Raw genomic sequence first — 20,198 nt, forward strand, 5'->3', positions numbered from 1 at the left:
CCGCTCGTCCATGATGCCAGTCTCTCGCCAAACCATCGCCGGTCCTCCGGCGAGGGAGAAAACTGTCACCTATGCTATCGGTCCATTCTGTTACCTATCTATCCGGGTCGGACACCGCCACCTTCTCCCCGTATAGTGACGGGGAGAAGGAGACTGGCCGCCGTGCCGCACTGGCTCCTTCGACGTTGGCGAAATCATCGGTGACGGCGTTCTTTCTCCCCGTCACTATACAGGGAGAAATGCCCGGCAGGGCAATGAGGGGCGGCGCTGGCCTACGATGTGAAACAGCTAAAGCACACCATAAGCGGCCACGCGCATGCCTGAATGGGCGTGCTTAAAACCTACTGGACCGCGCCTACCAGCACTTGCTGGCCACCGCGGATCGAAACCCAGCGGCCGGTGTTGTCGATCGCTTGCCGCTTGAGGAAGCGGTAGCCGGTGGCGTCCCAGATCTTGACCTTGTCGGTAAGATTGTCGAGGACGTAATCGCCCTTGTCTGTGCGCACCGTCAGCACGGCATGGCCTTCGCCGTCCGGCTTGCGCACGACGGTGATCAGGAGATCGGCCAGCGACACGCCCGAGCGGGAGAGCTGGCGACGCTTTTCCAGCACATAGTCCTCGCAGTCGCCGACGCCCTTGTCGGGATAGGCCCAGACTTCGTCCTTGCCGTAAATGTCGTAGTCGCTCATCGGCTTGACGGCGGCGTTGACCCTTGACGTCACGTTGATCAGCTTGCGCATGAACGCGTCGGTCATCTCGGCCGGGTTGAGATTGCTTGGCCGGATCGAGCATTCGCCTGGATGGGACTTGCAGAAATCATAGTGGCCGATCGGCTGCGAGGTCATGCCGCCGGTCGCCATGGCGCCGCCCGCCGATGCCGGCGCCGCCCAGCATCCCAAAACCGCAAGCCCTGTTGCCGCACACAAGCGCAGCGTCCGTGCCATCGCTGAGGAAGTCATTGTCCCCGTTCGCCCTTGTTGTTAACGAAAGGTTAAAGGGGATTTACAGTCCGTGTCAATTATGGGGGGAGCGAGATTCATCGGCATGGTTACCCGCGCCCGCCCAACAGCGTCTATTGTGCAACAGAACGCCTCTGGCGTGCAAAGTCGCCCTGCTGTTGCAGGCAATGCACGCCACAGCTGTATCGAGCCTCAGCCCTTGGCGGAGCGAACCAGCCTCGGCTTGACCGCCACGCGGTTCTGGCGGCCGTAGCTGGTGATGAAATCGACGATGCGCGGCACGATCTCGGAGCGGAAGCGCGAACCGTTGAAGACGCCGTAATGGCCGACGGCCGGCTGCATGTAGTGGGCATGCCGGTCGGCCGGAATGTTGGGGCAGAGGTCGTGCGCGGCCTGGGTCTGACCGAGCCCGGAAATGTCGTCGTTCTCGCCTTCGACCGTGAACAGCGCGACGTTGCGGATCGCCTTGGTGTCGACGATTTCGCCGCGATGCATCATCTCGCCCTTGGGCAGAGCATGGCGCACGAACACCGTGTCGACGGTCTGCAGATAGAACTCCGCCGTCAGGTCCATCACCGCCAGATATTCGTCGTAGAAATCGCGGTGCTTCTCGGCATTGTCGCCGTCATGCTTGACTAGGTGCATGAAGAAGTCCTTGTGGGCGATGATGTGGCGGTCGAGGTTCATGCTCATGAAGCCCGACAGCTGCAGGAAGCCCGGATAGACCTCGCGGCCGAAGCCCGGCACCGGCCACGGTGCGTTCATGATCACATTGTCGCGGAACCAGTCGATGCCCTTTTCCTTGGCCAGAAGGTTGACCGCGGTCGGGTTGCGGCGGGTGTCGATCGGCCCGCCCATCAACGTCATGGTCGAGGGCACGAAGGGATCGCCGCGCTTTTCCATCAGCGCCACCGCCGCCAGCACCGGCACCGAAGGCTGGCACACCGCCATCACATGGGTGTCCGGCCCCAGCGCATGCAGCATGGCGATGATGTAGTCGATGTAATCGTCGAGGTCGAAATGGCCGTCCGTCACCGGCACCATGCGGGCATCGACCCAGTCGGTGATGTGCACGTCGGCATAGGGCAACATCGCCTCGACCGTGCCGCGCAGCAGCGTCGCGTAATGGCCCGACATCGGCGCCACGATCACAAGCTTCGGGTCGGCCTTGCGCCCGGCAGGCACGGACCGTTCGAAGCGGGTTAGGTTGCAGAACGGCCGCGACCACACCGTCCTTTCGTTGACCTCGACGCTCTTCCAGTCGACCACGGTCTTGGTCAGGTCGAAATGCGGCTTGCCGTAACGGCGCGTCGTGCGCTCGAACAGTTCGGCGGTCGCAGCCACAGAGCGGCCCCATGGCGTGTGCGAAAACGGATTGAGCGGATTGGTGTAGAATAGCCGCACCGCATCGGCATAGAGCCGCGCGGGCTGCAGGGCGGCATGGTTCATTTCATAGAGCTGGTAGAACATCAGGTACTCCGCAGCTGTCGTGACTGAAGGACGACGAGCAGCGCCGAGCCTTGAATGTCTCGCGCGGAGGTTAACAAGATATTGCTGCGATGCAATACGTCACGTGGCGTGACATATGCCATTCTTTGGTCCAAGGCCTTGAGAATCCGCTTTGAACGGAGGCAGCCGGCTCAATGTGCAGCTGCGAAGCGCGCAGCTGTTGGATTATACGGGCAGGATGCGCCCGGCCCGGATGGGCCGGACTTGGACAGATTTAGACGCGCGCCATGCAGACGGAGGTATGGCCCGAGCCGATGAAGCCGAGCTGGCCGGCGGCGCCCTTCGACAGGTCGAGCACGCGTCCCTTGATGAACGGGCCACGGTCGTTGATGCGCACGATGACGCTGCGGCCATTGTTCTGGTTGGTCACCTTCAGCCTGGTGCCGAAGGGCAGGCTGCGATGCGCGGCGGTCATTGCCGACGGGTTCATGCGCTCGCCATTGGCGGTCCGGGAGTGCAGCGCGTACCAGGAAGCACGGCCGCATTGGGCGGCGGCGGAGGAGGCGGATGCGCCGACCATCAGGCCAGCCGCGATCGTTACCGCGACAAGCGCGGTTTGGTTCTTCTTGTTCATTTAGGGAGGCTCCTTTTACAGACCCCAGCCGTTAAGTGTCGAATAAGGCAGGAAATGCGGCAGGTATCTGGCGGTTCCGTGGCGCTGACACACGTTTGGAGTCACTGGGAAACAGTTTGTCAGGGGTTTTTCGCGATGCGCTGGGGTATTTCAGGCGGCTTTCGCGACGATCTTGCAGATACCTTCAGCAAGATAAGGCGTTATTATACAAGTAAAAACACGCGCGACTGGACCTCTTCCTTTCGCTCTTTCATCACGGCCATGGCACAGTTGACGATCGACTTGGGAAAGGAATCTCGGCGATGAGACTGTTCAGATATCTGCTGGCCCTGATTGTGCTGGCTATCGGCGCGCTGTGGTCGCTGCAGGGCATCGGCGTGGTCGGCGGCAGCTTCATGACCGGCCAGCCGCAATGGCTCTATATCGGCATCGTCACCATACTGGTCGGCCTGCTGGGCCTGGCGTGGGCGAGCCGCTCGCCGAGGTGAGCTTCGACGAAAGCTCGACCCCCACTCCGTCGAGCTTCGCTCGCCACCTCTCCCCCGATCGACGGGGGAGAGGAAAGGCGCGAGCTTATACTGGGAGGCTCCTTTCCTCTCCCTCCGGAGGGGGGAGAGGTGGCTCGGCGAAGCCGAGACGGAGTGGGGGAAGCCGCTGGTCAATCGCGCCGCCGCCGCAAGACAGCCCCTACCCGAACAGCTGATCCAAAATCCTGCCTTCCAGGCGGGCGAGCTCGACGGAGCCGCGCCGGCGCGGCCGCGCCACCGGCACCTCGAGGTCGAGCGCGATCCGACCCTCGTCGATCACCACCACCCGGTCGGCAAGCGCAACCGCCTCGGCGACATCATGCGTGACCAGCACGGCGGTGAATTTCTGCTCCAGCCAGATGCGCTCCAGAAGCTGCTGCATTTCGATCCGGGTCAGCGCGTCGAGCGCGCCGAGCGGCTCATCCAGCGCCAGGATCTGCGGCTGGCCGATCAGCGCGCGCGCCAGCGCCACGCGCTGCTTCTGGCCGCCGGACAGCACAGAGGGCCACTCATCGGCGCGGTCGGCAAGGCCGACTTCGCCCAGAATAGCGAGCGCGCGCCGCCTGGCTTCCGCGCCGGCGGCAATGCCGGTCAGCCCGACCTCGACGTTTTTGACCACGCTGGCCCAGGGCAGGAGCCGAGGTTCCTGGAACATGAAGCGCGTGCGGTTCTCTTCCCCGGAGCCGGTCTTTGCTTCCGTCCCGAATGTCAGGGATCCGGCGGTTGGCCGGTCGAGCCCGGCCAGCAGCCGCAAAAGCGTGCTCTTGCCGCAGCCGCTCTTGCCGATGACGGCAACGAACTGTCGGACCGGCACGTCGAGATCGATGCCGTTGAGCACGACCTTGTCGCCAAAACGCTTTTCCACGCCCTTGAAGGCGAAGGCGCGCGGGCTTTCGACTGACACCGCCGGCCGCGTCGGTATCGGCGTGGCGACCAAGGAGCGGACGGCGGCGAGGCTGGCGGCGGGCATCGATACCTCAGGCGTTCTGGAAGGCGGGATGCCAGCCGAGCGACAGCCGCTCGAGCAGGCGGGCAAGGCTGTCGGCAAGCTTGCCGAGCAGCGCATAGATCAGGATCGACAGCACGACGACGTCGATCAGCAGGAATTCGCGCGCCTGCATGGCCATGTAGCCGAGGCCGGAACTGGCCGAGATGGTTTCGGCGACGATCAGCGTCAGCCACATGATGCCCAAGGCATAGCGCAGGCCGACGAAGATCGCCGGCAGCGCACCGGGCAGGATGACCTGAAAAAACAGCGCGCGCCGGTCCATGCCGTAGACCCGGCCCATCTCGACAAGCTGCGGGTCGACGCTCTGGATGCCGAGCAGCGTGTTGACATAGATCGGGAAGAACACGCCGAGCGCCACCAGGAAGAGTTTTGCTTCCTCGTCGATGCCGAACCACAGGATGACCAGCGGGATCAGCGCCAGATGCGGAATGTTGCGGATCATCTGCAGCGTCGTGTCGGTCAGGCCGCGGCTCAGCGCCGACAACCCATTGGCAAGGCCGAGCGCAAAGCCGATCGAGCCGCCGATGGCGAAGCCGGCCAGCGCGCGCAGCGTGCTGACGCCGATGTTTTCGATCAGCTCGCCAGACAGCGTTAACCGCCAGAAGGCCTCGGCCACCGCACTCGGCGCCGGCAGCACATTGGCCGGCATGACGCCCACGCGGCTGGCGGCTTCCCAGCCAACAATCACCGACGCCGGCAACACCCAGCCTATGCCGTTCTTGCGGATGCGCTCAGCAAAGCTCATGACGAGGCCTGCAGGCGGTTGGCGCCGTGGAAGCCGACCGCGAACTCGTTGGCGATGTTCTCATGCGCACGCGCCCGTTTGGTGCCGAGGCCGAGACGCGGGAACAAAAGCTCGGCAACGCGGTAGGCTTCCTCGAGATGCGGGTAGCCGGAGCCGATGATGGTGTCGATGCCGATCGCCTGATACTCGCGGATGCGCTCGACGATCTGCTCTGGCGAGCCGACCAGCGCGGTGCCGGCGCCGCCGCGCACCAGCCCGACGCCGGCCCACAGATTGGGCGACACCACCAGCCGGTCGCGGCGGCCGCCATGCAGTTCTGCCATGCGCCGCTGGCCGACCGAATCCATCTCCTTGGTGAAGCGGGCCTGAGCGTTTTCGATCTGCGCATCGGTGACGTGGCTGATCAGCCGGTCGGCGGCGCGCCAGGCCTCTTCCTCGGTCTCGCGCACGATGAAATGCAGCCTGATGCCGAAACGCAGTTTTCTGCCGCGCCGTTCGGCTTTCCTACGCGCAGCAGCCAGCTTTTCGGCGACCTGCGCCGGCGGCTCGCCCCAGGTCAGATACATGTCGACCAGGTCGGCGGCGAGCTCCTGGCCTGCATCCGACGAGCCGCCGAAATAGAGCGGCGGCCGCTCTTGGCTCGGCAGAAGGTCAAGCCGGCCATTGTCGACGCGGTAGTATTTGCCGTTGAAATTGACGCTCTGGCCCGACACCAGCGCACGCCAGATGGTCAGGAATTCCTGCGCCTGGGCATAGCGCTCGTCATGCGGCAGGAAGACGCCGTCGCCGGCGAGTTCGGTCGGATTGCCGCCGACCACGACATTGAGCAGCAGCCGGCCATTGCTCAGCCGGTCGAGCGCCGCCGTCTGGCGCGCCGCGAAGGTCGGCAGTGTCACGCCGGGCCGCAGCGCCACCAGGATTTTGAGCTTTTCCGTCAGGGCCGCAAGGCCAGAGGCGGTGATCCAGGAATCCTCGCAGTTCTGCCCGGTCGGCAGCAGCACGCCGGGAAAGCCGAGCCGGTCGACCGCTTGCGCGATCTCCTTGAAATAGGCGAACTCCGGCGGCCGCTGCTGCTGCTCGGAACCGAGATAGGAGCCGTCGCCATGCGTCGGGATGAACCAGAAGAAATCGAGTGGCCCGGCTTGCGGATTGGCTTGAGCGGTCATGGCGAAATCCTTGAAGCGGAAACGGCAAAGGCGCCGGACGTTTCCGCCCGTCGCCGCGCGAGAAAAATCAATTGCCCGGTGCGGTCCACACGGCGTCGGAAATGCGAACCGCGTTCGGGATCAGCTTGAGCTTGTAGAAGCGGTCGGCGGTCGCCTGCTGGCCGGCGATGATCTCGTCGGTGATCGGGAAGATGCCGAACTTGGTGCGGTTGGCGGCGATCGTCTGCGCGTCGAGCGGCACGCCGGTCACTTCGTGCAGGGCGGCGGCCACCTTGTCGCGGTTCGCGTCCGCCCATTTCGCCGCGACGCCGAGCGCCGCTATCGTCGTGGTGATGGCCTCCGGATGCGCCTTGGCAAAATCCTTGTTGGCGAGGAAATAGGTGTTCACCTTGAGCACCTCGCTGGAGCGCGCCAGCACGCGCGGCTGGTAGCGCGTCTCGGCGATGGCGAAGAACGGATCCCAGACAGCCCAGGCATCGATCTGGTCGCTGGCGAAGGCTGCCGCAGCATCGGCCGGGCTGAGGTAGACCGGCGTGATCTGGTCGAAGGGGATGCTTGCCTTTTCGAGCGCCGCGACAAGCAGATTGTGGGCGCTGGTACCCTTGCCGACGCCGATCCGCTTGCCCTTGAGATCGGCGAGCGACTGGATCGGCGATGCCGGCTTGACGAAGATCGCTTCGCCGTCACCGTTTGCCGGAAGTGCGGCGGCATAGACGATGTTGGCGCCGGCCGACTGGCCGAAGATCGGCGGCGCGTCCCCGGTCCAGCCGACATCGATGGCGCCGACATTGAGCGCTTCGACCAGCGGCGGGCCGGCGGTGAATTCGACCCATTTCACCGCGACACCCTTGTCGCTCAGCGCCTTCTCGATCACCTGCTGCTGCCGGGCGATGACCGGCAGGCCGGTCTTCTGGTAGCCGATGTTGAGCTGCTTCAGCTCCTGCGCCGAGGCGCTAAACGACAATGCGGCGCTCGCCGCCAAAAGGCCGAGGCCGAAAACGCGTCTGGTCAGGCTGAACATGATCCCTCGCTGCGAATAGGCGCCCGGAAAACCCGCGCGGCCGGTTGATTGAGGAATTAGGTTAGGTAGGTCTATAAATTTAGTAGAGAAACGATTTTGCGAGTTGAATCCGAGAAGAGGAACCATTTTCCATGCTTGGGCGCGAAGGAACGCGATGCTCGATCAGCCTCGCTGCTTTCGTGTGCCAATCACCACCCCTCACTGCGACCAGTACTGCCAGGCCCAGTAAAACCCTTCGTCGCGCGGCGGCAGGCGGTCGCGCTCGGCGTCGAGCGGCACTGGCGCCGGTGATTTCGGCTGCGGCTCAAGCCGAGGGTTCTCCCTCCAGGCAAGCAGCCAGTTGCCGAGATGGGCGAACAGCACGGCGGTGGATTGGGTCATGACATCACTCCTTCTGTCCTGCGAAGCGAAAGCGGCCAGTCAAACTGGCGGGCTCTGTAGTCATTCGCGTCCCGCCCACGGAACCAGCTGACGCTCGATCCGGCGGATGATGAATTCCAGCACGAAGGCTATTGTCGCGATCACCAGAATGCCCATCACCACGACATCGGTGACCAGGAACTGCGCCGCCGACTGGATCATGAAGCCGAGGCCGCGTGTCGCCGCCACCAGTTCGGCGGCGACCAACGTCGACCAGCCGGCGCCGAGCGCGATGCGCAGGCCGGTCAGGATCGACGGCAGCGCGCTGGGCAGGATGACGTGGCGCACCACTTGCGCCCGCGTCGCGCCGAGTGAGCGCGCCGCATTGATGCGCTCCTTTGAGACGCCGCGCACGCCCGAAGCCGTCGACAGCGCCACCGGCGCCAGCATGGCGAAGGCGATCACCAGGATTTTTGACGGCTCGCCGATGCCGAACCAGATGATGACCAGCGGCAGATAGGCGAGCGGCGGGATCGGCCGCAGGAATTCGAGCAGCGGATCGAAGATACCGCGCCCGACCGTCGAGATGCCGATGGCCAGCCCGACCGGCACGCCGATGACGATGGCCGCGAGCAGCGCTGCGAACACACGACCAAGGCTGGCGATGATGTGCTGGATGAGTGTGGCGTCGACGAAGCCGTCACGGGCAACGGCAATGAACTTCGCCCACACGGCGGCGGGCGACGGCAGGAATACTGGCGACACGAGTTGCAGGCGGGCGGACAGCGCCCATGCCGCCAGCACGACCAGAATGGTAACGGCGCTGATCACGCGCGATGAAACCGCGCGCCGCTTCCGCGCCGGCCGCGACCACGGGACCGAGATGGCATCGGTCTCGTCGGTCCCAGGGGTTTGCCGCTCGCTGTAGGAGGTGACGCTCATGCCGCCTCTCCCTCGAAGATCGCGTCCGTCAGGTCCGCGCGCGCCGCGGCAAAGGCAGGATCGGCCTTGATGCCTCTGATCGGCTCGCCCGCGGCATAGCGTCGGCTGAAGCCGGTCTCGAACGTCCGCACCACGCGGCCCGGCCCGGGCGCCAGCACGACGATGCGTGTGGCCAGCACCAACGCCTCCTCGATGCCGTGCGTGACCATCAGCACGCCGACCTGGGCTGCCGTCCACAAATCGAGCAGCGTCGTCTGCATACGCTCGCGCGTCAGCGCATCGAGCGCGCCCAGCGGTTCGTCGAGCAGCAAAAATTCCGGTTCGGCGGCGAGCGCGCGGGCCAGGCCGACGCGCTGGCGCATGCCGCCGGACAATTCCCAGATGCGCTTGTCGCCGGCGCCGTCGAGCTTGACCAGCGCCAGCAATTCGTCGGCGCGGCGCGCCCGCTTCGCCTGAGGCACGCCGCGCAGCCTGAGCGCGAAGGCGACGTTTTCACGCGCTGTCAACCAGGGAAACAAAGCATCGTTCTGGAACACCACGGCGCGGTCCGGGCCTGGGCCGGTGATCGGCCTACCGCCGATCGTGGCGACCCCGCGCGCCGGCTCGACCAGGCCGGCGGCGACGTTGAGCAGCGAGGTCTTGCCGCAGCCGGAGCGGCCGACCAGCACGACGAAATCACCCTTGGCGACATCGATCGACACCCGCTCGACGGCCGGCGCTGCCTGGCCGTCATAGTGAACCGAGACCTTGTCCAGGATGAGATGGGGGTCCAGAACGAGATGAGGCATGGGATAGCTCCGGAAGAGATCCGCCTGCCCCGAAACCGCTCCTCGTTCGGCGGTTCCGGGACAGGCAACACGCGGCGTCAGGGAAGAAGAAACCGCGCGTGTTCAGAGCAATTCCAGGAAAAGTGTGAAGCGGTTTTCCCTTGGGAGTTGCGTGAAAACGAAGATCAGTTCGAAGCCAGGGCTTCGGTCACGTATTTCGACGACACATATTTCGAATAGTCAGGCAGCACGGCGTCGATCTTGCCCTGCTGATTGAGGAAAGCCGAAGCCGCCTCGATCGCCTTGACCGTGCCGCCACCAAGGAACTTGTCGGAAGCCTGCTCTTCCAGCGTCGGGAAGACGTAGCCCTTCAACTGCGGCACCTCTTCCAGCTTGGCGCCGGTGATCTTGGCGATCTTGGCCGCTTCCGGCGACGACACCGACCAGGCGTCGGGCTTGGCCAGGAACTGGGCGTAGGACTCGCCGGTCACCTTGACGAAGTCGCGCACGGCTTCCGGGTTCTTCTCGGCAAAGTCGGTGCGCACGATCCAGGCGTCGAAGGTCGGCGCGCCCCAGGCGGCAACCTGCGAGGAATCCAGCACCACCTTGCCTGTCGTCTTGATCTGGCCGAGCGCCGGATCCCAGACATAGGCCGCGTCGATGTCGCCGCGGGCGAAGGCGGCGGCGATTTCCGGCGGCCTGAGATTAAGGATCTCGACCGACTTCGGGTCGACGTTTTCGTGCTTCAGCGCCGCGAGCAGGCTGTAATGCGTGGTCGACACGAACGGCACTGCCACCTTCTTGCCGGCGAGGTCGGCGATCTTCTCGATGCCGGACCCGTTGCGGGCGACCAGCGCTTCGGATTCGCCGATCAGGCCGACGACGAAGATGGTCTGGATCGGCAGTTCGCGGCTGGCGGCTGCCGCCAGCGGGCTCGAGCCGACATAGCCGATGTCGACCGAACCGGAAGCGACAGAGGCGATGACGTCGGCGCCGGAATCGAACTTGCGCCAGTCGATCGTGGCCTTGGTCGCCTTTTCATAGGCGCCGTCGGCCTGCGCTACTTTCGAAGGTTCGACCACCGTCTGGTAGCCGATGGTGATCTTGAGGTCCTGCGCCTGGGCCGGGCCAAGGAAGGCCGCACCCGCCAAGGCTGCCGACGACAGCAGAATAATGCGTCGAGAAATGCTGGACATGAAAGGCTCCATAAAAAGAGAAAAACCGGATGCCTGTTCATAGTCAGCTAATTCTATCGGGTTTGTAGAGTTAAATCCTTCCAAGCAAGACGCGCTTGTTAGAAAAAAGCCACCGGCTGATGCGGGCAGGGAGACATTGATGGTCGGCAGGCCACGTTGAGCGATGGCGGGACAGTGCCGGATTTTCACCGGCTTCCAATAGGCATCGTTCCGCGGCGTGATGTTGCGGACCGACAGCCGCCAACGCATTGTGATTCTCCACGCGCGATCGTGTAAATGCGGCCAAACCACAAAGCCGGTCGTTTCGGCCGGCCGCCAAGAGGCAGCCTTTTCATGCTGGTACGCCTGACCATGATCGGCAGCGGGGCGACGCCCGCCACGCGCAACGGGTCGTTCCCCGTCGACGAGGCGCTGGAGCCGCAATCCCTGGCGCTTGCAGCAACGATGGCCCTGCGCCGCGCCGACCGGGTCTGGACAAGCCCGGCGCTGCGCGCCCGCCAGACCGCCGGGGCGATGGCCCTGCAGCCCTCGGTCGAGCCATTGCTGGCTGAGCAGGATTTTGGCCACTGGGCCGGCAAGAGTTTCGAGGAAATCCAGGCGCTAGAACCGGAAGGCATCGCGGCCTGGTTCGGCGACACTGAGGCCGCCCCGCATGGCGGCGAGTCGATGGCCGATGTGGCGCGGCGCACCGCGCGCCTCATGGATGGCCTGATCCAGACGAGCGGCCACACCATCGCGGTGACGCATGCCAGCGTCATCCGCGCGGCAATCGTCCACGTCCTCGGAGCGCCGCTTTCGGCCTGCCGCAGGATCGATGTCGAGCCGCTGAGCCTCACCGATTTCCGCAGCGACGGAAGCCGCTGGATGTTGCGCTCGACCGGCGTGCCGGTGGCCGCCAAGGTCGTCCGGTCACAGAGCGGCAAGGTGGCGTCCTGACATTGGAGGGTGGCGAGCCGGTTTGTGCAGCTGGTGTTTCCGTCGATCCGCCGGCTGCGACCGAAAATTCCCGGCAAACCCCCGAATGCCGCAAATCCATACTGCAAATGGCAGGTGATTTGAAAACGCGTTCCGCGTGTTCAGAGGTAAGTATAGTAATCTTATCGACATTAGGAACTGGAGCAGCCAACGGTCGCGACAATCGCTTGCTGCTGGCTGTGACCTTAACGGCACAAAGCCTCGTTAAAGTGACCTCCGCAGCGTGAAAACGAAGCAAAATCAAGGTTTCTCGGCTTGTACATCATGTCACTAGAATTTATGTGTCAAAGCAGCTTGCACGCGGCGGGGAGGCACGTCAGGCGTTTCGCAACCGATGGTTCTGAACCATCGCCTGACAGGGAAACGTTCGCTTTATGCTCACCAAAAAAGGCAAGTACGGCCTCAAGGCGCTGGTCCATCTGGCGCAACTGCCGGTCGGTCAGCTCGCCTTCGTCGGCGACATCGCCAGCGGCAACAACATTCCAAAAAAGTTCCTCGACGCCATTCTGGGCGAATTGCGCAATGCCGGTTTCGTCCAGAGCCGCAAGGGCAAGGAAGGCGGCTACCGCCTGGCGCGCCCGGCCGACGAGATCAAGGTCGGCCATGTCGTGCGGGTGCTTGACGGACCGCTCGCGCCCATCCCTTGCGCCAGCCGCACCCAGTATCAGCGCTGTGAAGACTGCAATGAGGCGACATGCCAAGTCCGACATCTGATGCTCGAGGTTCGGCAGGCCATCGCCGAGGTGCTCGACCAGCGCTCGCTGGCCGAGATGCGCGACATCGGCCTCGACGACCTCACGGTCGCGAGGGACGAGCTTGCGCCGACGCAGAAGGTCCTCGCCTGATCCTCAGCGTGCTCGCATGAGTGTCGGGCGCACCAATTCGAGCATCCCCAGTTCGATCATAATCGTCGGCGGCGGCGCCAGCGGCGTCGTGCTTGCCGCGCATCTCCTGAAATCGGCCAATCCGGACCTGCGCGTCACGCTGATCGAAAAGCGTCCGCATTTCGGCCAGGGCATCGCCTATTCGACGCTGCTGTCGGCGCACGTGCTGAATGTCAGCGCCGCCGGCATGAGCGCCTATGCCGACGATCCCGGCAATTTCTGGCGCTGGCTGCAGGCCCGCGGCCTGGTAAGCCAGGAGCAGACGCCGCAGACACCATTCTACGCGCCGCGCAGCGTCTATGCCCGCTATCTCAAGGAACTGCTGGACGAGCTCGAAGCCCGCGAAAAGGAAACCGGCCGTCTCAGGCTGATCCGCGAGGAGAGCCTGTCGATTTCGCCGACTTCCTCCGGCGTCGAGGTGGTGCTGGCCAACGGCACCAGCGTCGTTGCGCATCTGGCGGTGCTAGCCACTGGCCATGACGAACAGCCCGGCGCCGGCCAGGGCCACGCCATCCGCATGGGCACAGAGGCCGACACCGCGCTCGATCCCGACGCCAAAGTGCTGGTGCTGGGCACCGGCCTCAGCATGGTCGACGCCTTCCTGTCGCTCGAGCAGCGCGGCCACAAAGGCGAGATCGTTGCCGTGTCGCGGCGCGGCCTGCTGCCGTCGCCGCACCGCAAGGGCAACCCGATCAAGCTCGATGTCGCCGACATTCCGCTCGGCACCCAATTGTCCTATTTCGTCGGCTGGTTCCGCGACCTGATCCGCGAAAACCAGAGAGCCGGCATCGACTGGCGCGACGTCGTCGATGGTCTGCGGCCCTTCAACCAGAAGATCTGGCAGAACTGGCCGTCCTCGGCCAAGCGCCGCTTCGTCGAGCACACCAAGGCCTGGTGGGACATCCACCGCCATCGGCTGGCGCCGGAGGTGCATGCCCGCGTCACCGAGGCGGTGCGCACCGGCCGTATCCGTCCCGTTGCCGGTCGCGTCGTCGGCATCGAGGCCGGCGATGGCTTCACCATCGACATCCAGACCCGCCACACCCAGGCGCTGGAGACGCTGGAGGTCGCCCGCATCTACGATTGCACCGGCATCGCCAGGGACATTTCGACGACGTCGAACAGCGTCGTGCGCTCGCTGGTCGACCGCGGCCTGGCGCGGCCCGACCCGCTGCGGCTTGGTCTCGATGTCTCGGCCAAATGCGAGATCATCGCCGGCGACGGTGCGGTCTCGGCCAAGATCCTCGCCGTCGGCCCGCTGACCCGCGGCACCTTCTTCGAGATCGACGCCATCCCGGATATTCGCGTCCAGTGCGCGCGGCTGAGCAAGCAATTGCTGGGTTAGAGCAATTCCTAAATCTGACGGACCGTATTCGGTTCGACCCGCGAGCGCCTTCCACGATCGCACCATGGGCTATCCGGCGGCAGGCAAAAGAATGGCCGGTGCGGGGGATGCTTGGGTTGGAAGCGCACCGCACCGGCCATCGCGGGATTAGGCTTGGATTTGGGATCGTCCCCCCGCTATTGGCCAAGTTACATACATATTAGTCATAGCTCAATTAGGACTGAAGTCCCTACCGTCGGGGAACGCCTGGACACCATTCCGGGAAAAGGTGTGAAGCGCTTCCCCGGGAAAAGCGCGTAGCGTTTACCCAGGGGACCGCGCCCAAAGAGAGAGCGCTCAGCCGCCCAATGCCTCGCACACCAGGCGCGCGGTTTCGGCGCCGGAAAAATTCTGCTGGCCGGTGATCAGATTGCCGTCGCGTATGGCGAAACCGCGCCATAGTCCGGCCTGGACATAATTGGCGCCGATCGCCTCGAGCTCATCCTCGATCCGCCACGGCATCAGATGCTTGCCGCGTTCGAGCGCGCCCATCGCCCAGGTCGCCTCGTCGGCGAAATCCTCCTCGGCATTGGCAAAGCCGGTCACCGTCTTGCCGGCTGCGAGCAGCGTTCCGTCAGCGCGCCTGGCATAGCGCAGCAGCGCGGTGCCGTGGCACAGAGCCGCCGCGACTTTGCCGGCTTCGTGGAAGGCGACGAAAATCTGCTGCAGCGTCGTTGCGCGGTCGTAGCTGAACATCGGCGCCTGACCACCGGCGACGACGATGGCGTCGAAACTGTCGACATCGATCTCCGCCACCGGCCGCGTGGTCTCGACCAGCGCGGCGAGCTTCGGGCTGGCAATGAAACCGAGCGAAATGAGATCGGTTTCGGAATAGCCTGAAGCGTCGCGCGGGTCGCTCAGCGCGTCGGCTTCGCATTTGCCGCCATCGGGCGAAAAGATCTCGACGGCATAGCCGCGTTCGGTGAAGGCAAACCACGGGTGGGTAAGCTCGCTCCACCAGAAGCCGACCGGCCAGCCGGTCGTGGTCGAGATGGCCGGATTGGCGATGACGATCGCCACCCGCTTCGGGCTCTTGGCATTGACCGGATTGGGATCCCGAACACTCATTCTCGCTCCTCCTTCGATATTGCCGACAAGCTGCCGGGCCGCAACCCAGCCATCTGGCCGGGCAAATTCCGCTTTCGCCGCCGCAAGGCCTTGCCTAAAATCGGCGCATGACCCAACGCGGAAGACTCTATGGCTGCCCGGTCGAGTTCGCGCTCGACGCGCTCGGCGGCAAGTGGAAAACGGTGATCATCGCGCGCATCAAGCAAGGGCCGCTGCGCTATTCCGAACTGCGGCGGATGATCCCGTCGCTTTCCGACAAGATGCTGACGCAGCGCCTGGCCGATCTGGTCGAGATCGGCTTCGTCGTGCTCGAGACGTCGTCCGACGGCAAGGCGCGCTACGCCTTGACCGGACGCGGCCACGATCTCGCTGGAGCCCTGCAGGCGCTCTATGACTGGGGCAGCGTGCATGGCCGCGCCGAAGGCGTGCGCTTCCGCACCGACATCGACGCCGCCGCCTGACATCAGCCTATTTCCCGCCGAGCGCGCCGCAAAAGCCGGCGACGTCGGTGATGACGGCTTCGCCGAGGAAACGCAGCGTCGCCATGGAACGGTCGCGGGCTTCGCGGTTGCCGAAGCCGCAGGCATCCTCGATCACCACGGCGACAAAACCATTGTCGGTCGCCTGGCGCACGGTCGGCTCGATGCCGATCTCCATGGCGATGCCGGCAAGCGCCACGGCGCGCACGCCGCAATCGTTGAGCGCAAAGCCAAGTGAGGTGGAATCGAAGGCCGACATGGTCAGCTTGTCGAACACCGCCTCGTCGGCGCGCGGCGCAAGTTCGGGCACGATCCCGGTCGCCTCGGCATCGCGCAGAAACCACGGCTCGACGGCATCGGGGCTGTCGCGCCGCTGCCAGGCCATGGCGGTGCGCAATTGCGTCGCCCCCATCCATTTCAGCGGCAGCGACAGATGGCGGGTGAACGCCACCCGCATGCCGGCCGAGCGTGCCGCTTCAAGCACGACACCGGTGCGCTCGATGATATCGGCCGCGCCGGCCACCTGGCGGCAGATGCCGACCTGCATGTCGTAGACGACCAGCGCCATGCGATGGGGGTCACACCATTCCGCCAGGCTGGTCGGGATCTCGATGCCTTCGTTTGAGCGAATCATGCGGCCGTCCGGTCCCAGGGTTGCGTCACGTCGACTGTCGGATCGAACAGATATTCGAGCGGCAGGGGCGCGGAGTCAAAGGCCAGGAAAACCCATTCCAGCAGGCCTGCTTTGGACAGCGGAAAATCGTCGGTATAGCGGCGGGCTTCCTCGACGCTGTCGAGCTCGAAGACGATGATGACGCCGCCGACATCGGCGCGCGCATAGTTCTCGCGCACGATGCCGGCCTTCCACAGCCGCCAGACATTCGACACCTCGTCGCGCAGATAGGGTTTTAGATCGTCAAGGGTGACGCCGGGCTTGAAGTTGTCGTAAGCGATGATCTTCATCGGACATGTCCTTGCATTGGCCCCGCAGCCTTTCGGCTAGCATGCCGGAATCGGCGGCGGCAACGAACGAGATGGTGCGTTGAGATCGAGGCCCAGGCCGCGATTGAGGCGTAATCTCCCCCTCGAGGGACCCCTCGAGGGGGAGATGGCCGGCAGGCAGAGGGGGTCGGTTCGACCGGACTCGGCCTACCTGCTGCAGAAGGAGGTTAGCGCTCCACGCGAAGCGACCCCCTCTGTCGCCTTCGGCGACATCTCCCCCTCGAGGGGGGAGATCAGCCGCTTGGAATTCCGTTCCTCCTCTGGCCAGTTGATTGGCACGATCTACCTTCTTTCCGCCTGCAAACGGCTGGAAAAGAAGCTACGCTGCCGCTCTGCCGGCTGAATCAAAGAAGTAGAGCATGATGTCGTCCGAAAACCGCTCCACACTTTTCGGCATCATGCTCTTGGCGGTCGCTTGATCAAGGGAGCATCTAGATGAGCGAGCACAGCAAAGCTGCTTCAGGCAGCACAACCTCGGACGGCCAAATGTCCCGGCTGCGCCCACCTTATGCCTCGGTGCTCGACCTTATCGGCCAGACCCCGGTGGTCGAGCTGACCAAATTCGACACCGGAAAATGCCGGCTGTTCATCAAGCTTGAAAGCCAGAATCCCGGCGGCTCGATCAAGGACCGCATCGCGCTGTCGATGATCGCGGCGGCCGAGAGAGAGGGCAAGCTCAAGCGCGGCGGCACCATCGTCGAGGCGACGGCCGGCAATACCGGCCTCGGCCTTGCCCAGGTCGGCATCCCCAAGGGCTACCGCATCATCCTCGTCGTGCCCGACAAGATGTCGCGCGAGAAAATCCAGCATCTGCGCGCGCTCGGCGCCGAAGTGCGCATGACACGTTCCGACGTCGGCAAGGGTCATCCCGAATATTATCAGGACATGGCCGAGAAGATCGCCGCGGAAACGCCCGGCGCTTTCTACGCCAACCAGTTCGCCAACCCGGCCAACCCTCTGGCACACGAGACCACCACCGGCCCGGAAATCTTTTCACAGCTCGACGGCAATCTCGACGCCGTGGTCGTCGGCGTCGGCTCCGGCGGCACGCTGACCGGGCTTGGCCGTTACTTCGCCAAGGTGTCGCCGAAGACCGAGATGGTGTTGGCCGATCCTGTGGGATCGGTGCTGGCGCCGCTGATCAAGACCGGCAAGATGGAAGAGGCGGGAAGCTGGACCGTCGAAGGCATTGGCGAGGATTTCGTGCCGCCCAATGCCGATCTCTCACTGGTCAAGAAGGCGTATTCAATCCCCGACAAGCAGAGCATGCTGGCCGTGCGCGACCTCCTCTCCAAGGAAGGCATCCTCGCCGGTTCCTCCTCGGGCACGTTGCTGTCGGCGGCGCTGCGCTATTGCCGCGAGCAGACTGTTGCGAAGCGCGTCGTCACCTTCGTCTGTGACAGCGGCAACAAATATCTGTCGAAAGTGTTCGACGATTTCTGGCTGGCCGAACAGGGGCTGGCCGAACAGGAGCAGCATGGCGATCTGCGCGACCTCGTCATGCGCTCGCACCGCACCGGCGACACCGTCTATGTCGGCCCTGATGAAAGCCTGCTCAACGCCTATGGCCGCATGCGCCGCTCCGATGTCTCGCAGCTGCCGGTGCTGGATGACGGCAAGCTCGTCGGCATCGTCGACGAGAGCGACATCCTGGCCAAGGTCGACGGCCCCTATGACGGCCGCTGGGACCGCTTCAACGGCCCGGTGCGCACGGCGATGACCTCCAATCTGCACACGCTGCAGGCCAGCCAGACGCTGGATGCGCTGCTGCCGGTGTTCGACCGCAACGAGGTCGCCATTATCTTCGATGGCGACGAGTTCGTCGGCCTGATAACCCGTATCGACCTGATCAATCATTTGAGGCGCGCACGATGACCGCACACACCCCGACGGGCAAAAACCGCCTGGCTTTCTCGACCCGCACTATCCATGGCGGCCAGAGCCACGACCCGCTGACCGGCGCGGTGATGGTGCCGATCTATGCGACGTCGACTTACGGCCAGCAGTCGCCCGGCGTGCACAAGGGTTTTGAATATGCCCGCAGCCAGAACCCGACGCGCTTCGCCTTCGAGCGTGCGGTGGCCGATCTCGAAAGCGGCAGCAATGCCTTCGCTTTCGCCTCCGGCCTGGCGGCGATCTCGACCGTGCTCGAACTGCTCGACAGCGGCGCCCATATCGTCGCCACTGACGACATCTATGGCGGCTCGTTCCGGCTGATGGAGCGGGTGCGCAAGCGCTCGGCCAATCTGCAGGTGAGCTTCGTTGACTTCACCGATCTCGCCGCCGTGGAAGCGGCGATCCGCCCCGAGACAAAACTGCTCTGGGTCGAAACCCCGACCAATCCGCTGCTGCGCATCGTCGATCTCGAAGGCGTTGCAGCCCTTGCCAAACGCAAGGGCGTTTTGACGGTCGCCGACAACACCTTTTGCAGCCCGTACATCCAGCGGCCGCTGGAACTCGGCATCGACATCGTCGTGCATTCGACGACAAAGTATCTGAACGGCCATTCCGACATGGTCGGCGGTGTCGCCATCGTCGGCGACAACAAGGATCTCGCCGCCCAGCTGAAATTCCTGCAGAACGCCATCGGCGCCATCTCGGGCCCGTTCGACAGCTTTCTGGCCCTGCGCGGCATCAAGACGCTGGCGCTCAGGATGGAGCGCCATTCGTCGAACGGCCTGAAAATCGCGCAATGGTTGGAAGCGCGCAAGGATGTCCGCCGCGTCATCTATCCCGGCCTGCCCAGCCATCCGCAGCATGCGATCGCCAAAAGGCAGATGCATGCCTTCGGCGGCATGATCTCCGTCGACCTCGATCGCGATCTCGCCGGCACCAAACGCTTCCTTGAACGCACGCAATTGTTCACCCTGGCCGAAAGTCTCGGCGGCGTCGAAAGCCTGATCGAGCATCCGGCCCTGATGACGCATGGCTCTATCCCGGCGGAAAAGCGCGGGGAGATCGGCATCACGGATTCGCTGGTGCGGTTGTCCGCCGGTATCGAGGACGGCGACGATCTGATCGCGGATCTGGAGCAGGCGCTAAGGGGGTAGGCAGCTCTCTGTTTGGTTGCTGGGAACCCGTTGAAGCCGTTGTTTAGGCGTCGTCCGTAGCCAGACGCAAGTCCGCCAGTGAGATCATCAGCGTCATCGGGTCAAGCGGCGAGGGATTGAAGCCGAGCTTTGTGTAAAAGGCCCGCGCGTCCTCAGAAATCGCGTGGACCAGGATGCCTCGTATACCAAGGGTGTCTGCTGCATTCATCACCCGGCGCGCAGCGTCCTGCATGAGCGCCATGCCCAATCCCTGACGCTGATGTGAGGCATCGATGGCAAGGCGAGCAAGAATGGCCACAGGGATTGGATCCGGCATGTTGCGCCTGAAACGACCTGACGCGTAGCTGGCGGCAACGCCGCCCGACGCAAGTGCGTAGTAGGCAACAACTGTATTGCCGTCTCGGCAGGCGACGAACGTACGTGTCGCGCCGCTGTCCTGATTAGCCTGCGCTCGGCGTTTTAGCCAGTCGTCCAGAACCGGCACACCGGACGAAAACGAGGACAGGTCATGGATGCGGTCCAGGGGCTCTGGCGGTCGCAGCGTCATTACAGCGTAGCGCATTCCTTGGATGTTCGAAAAT

At 64.1% G+C, this 20,198-nt stretch carries 22 protein-coding genes; 7 read left to right on the forward strand and 15 right to left on the reverse strand.

Annotated features, from left to right (window positions below):
• Positions 1-341: 341 nt before the first annotated feature.
• The 3 genes from AC1DYO_RS25210 to AC1DYO_RS25220 all read right to left on the reverse strand — a co-directional run bounded on the left by AC1DYO_RS25210 (position 342) and on the right by AC1DYO_RS25220 (position 3,042).
• Positions 342-959, reverse strand: a complete 618-nt coding sequence (locus AC1DYO_RS25210; protein ID WP_477267141.1) for a transglutaminase-like cysteine peptidase — start codon at positions 957-959, stop codon at positions 342-344.
• Positions 960-1,151: 192 nt separating this feature from the next.
• Entirely contained in the window at positions 1,152-2,429 is a 1,278-nt protein-coding gene (locus AC1DYO_RS25215; protein WP_477267142.1) for a polyhydroxyalkanoate depolymerase, read from the reverse strand.
• 253 nt (positions 2,430-2,682) lie between these two features.
• Complete coding sequence (locus tag AC1DYO_RS25220; RefSeq protein ID WP_477267143.1) at positions 2,683-3,042, reverse strand: septal ring lytic transglycosylase RlpA family protein; 360 nt, start codon at positions 3,040-3,042, stop codon at positions 2,683-2,685.
• Positions 3,043-3,344: 302 nt separating this feature from the next.
• Between AC1DYO_RS25220 and AC1DYO_RS25225 the strand changes: the two genes are divergently transcribed.
• Positions 3,345-3,530, forward strand: a complete 186-nt coding sequence (locus AC1DYO_RS25225; RefSeq protein ID WP_477267144.1) for a hypothetical protein — start codon at positions 3,345-3,347, stop codon at positions 3,528-3,530.
• A 199-nt stretch (positions 3,531-3,729) separates the two neighbouring features.
• Here AC1DYO_RS25225 and AC1DYO_RS25230 read toward each other — a convergent pair whose 3' ends face one another.
• The 8 genes from AC1DYO_RS25230 to tauA form a co-directional block, all read right to left on the reverse strand.
• Positions 3,730-4,539 carry an ATP-binding cassette domain-containing protein gene (locus AC1DYO_RS25230; RefSeq protein ID WP_477267145.1) on the reverse strand — a complete coding sequence of 270 codons (810 nt, stop codon included), beginning with the start codon at positions 4,537-4,539 and terminating at the stop codon, positions 3,730-3,732.
• A gap of 7 nt (positions 4,540-4,546) precedes the next feature.
• Complete coding sequence (locus AC1DYO_RS25235) at positions 4,547-5,323, reverse strand: ABC transporter permease subunit (RefSeq protein WP_477267146.1); 777 nt, start codon at positions 5,321-5,323, stop codon at positions 4,547-4,549.
• Entirely contained in the window at positions 5,320-6,489 is a 1,170-nt protein-coding gene (gene ssuD, locus AC1DYO_RS25240; protein WP_477267147.1) for an FMNH2-dependent alkanesulfonate monooxygenase, read from the reverse strand. Before ssuD ends, AC1DYO_RS25235 begins: the two co-directional genes overlap by 4 nt.
• Before the next feature lie 67 nt (positions 6,490-6,556).
• Positions 6,557-7,510, reverse strand: coding sequence for a sulfonate ABC transporter substrate-binding protein (locus tag AC1DYO_RS25245; RefSeq protein ID WP_477267148.1), 954 nt, complete (start codon positions 7,508-7,510; stop codon positions 6,557-6,559).
• A gap of 198 nt (positions 7,511-7,708) precedes the next feature.
• Positions 7,709-7,891 carry a hypothetical protein gene (locus tag AC1DYO_RS25250; protein WP_477267149.1) on the reverse strand — a complete coding sequence of 61 codons (183 nt, stop codon included), beginning with the start codon at positions 7,889-7,891 and terminating at the stop codon, positions 7,709-7,711.
• Between the two features lie 60 nt (positions 7,892-7,951).
• Complete coding sequence (gene tauC / locus AC1DYO_RS25255; RefSeq protein WP_477267150.1) at positions 7,952-8,812, reverse strand: taurine ABC transporter permease TauC; 861 nt, start codon at positions 8,810-8,812, stop codon at positions 7,952-7,954.
• Positions 8,809-9,600: a taurine ABC transporter ATP-binding protein gene (locus AC1DYO_RS25260; RefSeq protein WP_477267151.1), complete on the reverse strand. Its 792-nt coding sequence runs from the start codon at positions 9,598-9,600 to the stop codon at positions 8,809-8,811. Before AC1DYO_RS25260 ends, tauC begins: the two co-directional genes overlap by 4 nt.
• Before the next feature lie 164 nt (positions 9,601-9,764).
• A complete protein-coding gene (tauA, locus tag AC1DYO_RS25265) occupies positions 9,765-10,775 on the reverse strand; it encodes a taurine ABC transporter substrate-binding protein (protein WP_477267152.1) in 1,011 nt (336 codons plus the stop codon).
• Between the two features lie 333 nt (positions 10,776-11,108).
• On the opposite strand from tauA, the gene AC1DYO_RS25270 reads away from it, so the two are divergent.
• The 3 genes from AC1DYO_RS25270 to AC1DYO_RS25280 all read left to right on the forward strand — a co-directional run bounded on the left by AC1DYO_RS25270 (position 11,109) and on the right by AC1DYO_RS25280 (position 13,979).
• Entirely contained in the window at positions 11,109-11,711 is a 603-nt protein-coding gene (locus tag AC1DYO_RS25270; protein ID WP_477267153.1) for a histidine phosphatase family protein, read from the forward strand.
• A 413-nt stretch (positions 11,712-12,124) separates the two neighbouring features.
• On the forward strand, positions 12,125-12,595 hold the full coding sequence (locus AC1DYO_RS25275) for an RrF2 family transcriptional regulator (RefSeq protein WP_477267154.1): 471 nt from the start codon (positions 12,125-12,127) through the stop codon (positions 12,593-12,595).
• A 16-nt stretch (positions 12,596-12,611) separates the two neighbouring features.
• Positions 12,612-13,979, forward strand: coding sequence for an FAD/NAD(P)-binding protein (locus AC1DYO_RS25280; RefSeq protein ID WP_477267155.1), 1,368 nt, complete (start codon positions 12,612-12,614; stop codon positions 13,977-13,979).
• A 336-nt stretch (positions 13,980-14,315) separates the two neighbouring features.
• On the opposite strand, the gene AC1DYO_RS25285 is transcribed toward AC1DYO_RS25280, so the two are convergent.
• Entirely contained in the window at positions 14,316-15,086 is a 771-nt protein-coding gene (locus tag AC1DYO_RS25285) for a type 1 glutamine amidotransferase domain-containing protein (protein WP_477267156.1), read from the reverse strand.
• Positions 15,087-15,193: 107 nt separating this feature from the next.
• Here AC1DYO_RS25285 and AC1DYO_RS25290 point away from each other — a divergent pair, with 107 nt between their 5' ends.
• On the forward strand, positions 15,194-15,547 hold the full coding sequence (locus AC1DYO_RS25290) for a winged helix-turn-helix transcriptional regulator (RefSeq protein WP_477267157.1): 354 nt from the start codon (positions 15,194-15,196) through the stop codon (positions 15,545-15,547).
• Between the two features lie 7 nt (positions 15,548-15,554).
• Here the strand turns inward: AC1DYO_RS25290 and AC1DYO_RS25295 are convergent, their stop codons facing one another.
• Positions 15,555-16,199 carry a cysteine hydrolase family protein gene (locus tag AC1DYO_RS25295; RefSeq protein WP_477267158.1) on the reverse strand — a complete coding sequence of 215 codons (645 nt, stop codon included), beginning with the start codon at positions 16,197-16,199 and terminating at the stop codon, positions 15,555-15,557.
• A complete protein-coding gene (locus AC1DYO_RS25300; protein ID WP_181059977.1) occupies positions 16,196-16,528 on the reverse strand; it encodes a hypothetical protein in 333 nt (110 codons plus the stop codon). Before AC1DYO_RS25300 ends, AC1DYO_RS25295 begins: the two co-directional genes overlap by 4 nt.
• A 474-nt stretch (positions 16,529-17,002) precedes the next feature.
• Here AC1DYO_RS25300 and AC1DYO_RS25305 point away from each other — a divergent pair, with 474 nt between their 5' ends.
• Positions 17,003-18,442: a pyridoxal-phosphate dependent enzyme gene (locus tag AC1DYO_RS25305; RefSeq protein ID WP_477267159.1), complete on the forward strand. Its 1,440-nt coding sequence runs from the start codon at positions 17,003-17,005 to the stop codon at positions 18,440-18,442.
• Positions 18,439-19,617: a cystathionine gamma-synthase gene (locus AC1DYO_RS25310; RefSeq protein ID WP_477267160.1), complete on the forward strand. Its 1,179-nt coding sequence runs from the start codon at positions 18,439-18,441 to the stop codon at positions 19,615-19,617. The genes AC1DYO_RS25305 and AC1DYO_RS25310 overlap by 4 nt, the downstream gene beginning before the upstream one ends.
• A gap of 43 nt (positions 19,618-19,660) precedes the next feature.
• Here AC1DYO_RS25310 and AC1DYO_RS25315 read toward each other — a convergent pair whose 3' ends face one another.
• Positions 19,661-20,164, reverse strand: coding sequence for a GNAT family N-acetyltransferase (locus AC1DYO_RS25315; RefSeq protein WP_477267161.1), 504 nt, complete (start codon positions 20,162-20,164; stop codon positions 19,661-19,663).
• Positions 20,165-20,198: the final 34 nt, after the last annotated feature.

Source organism: Mesorhizobium sp. P2_F5 (assembly GCF_056403715.1).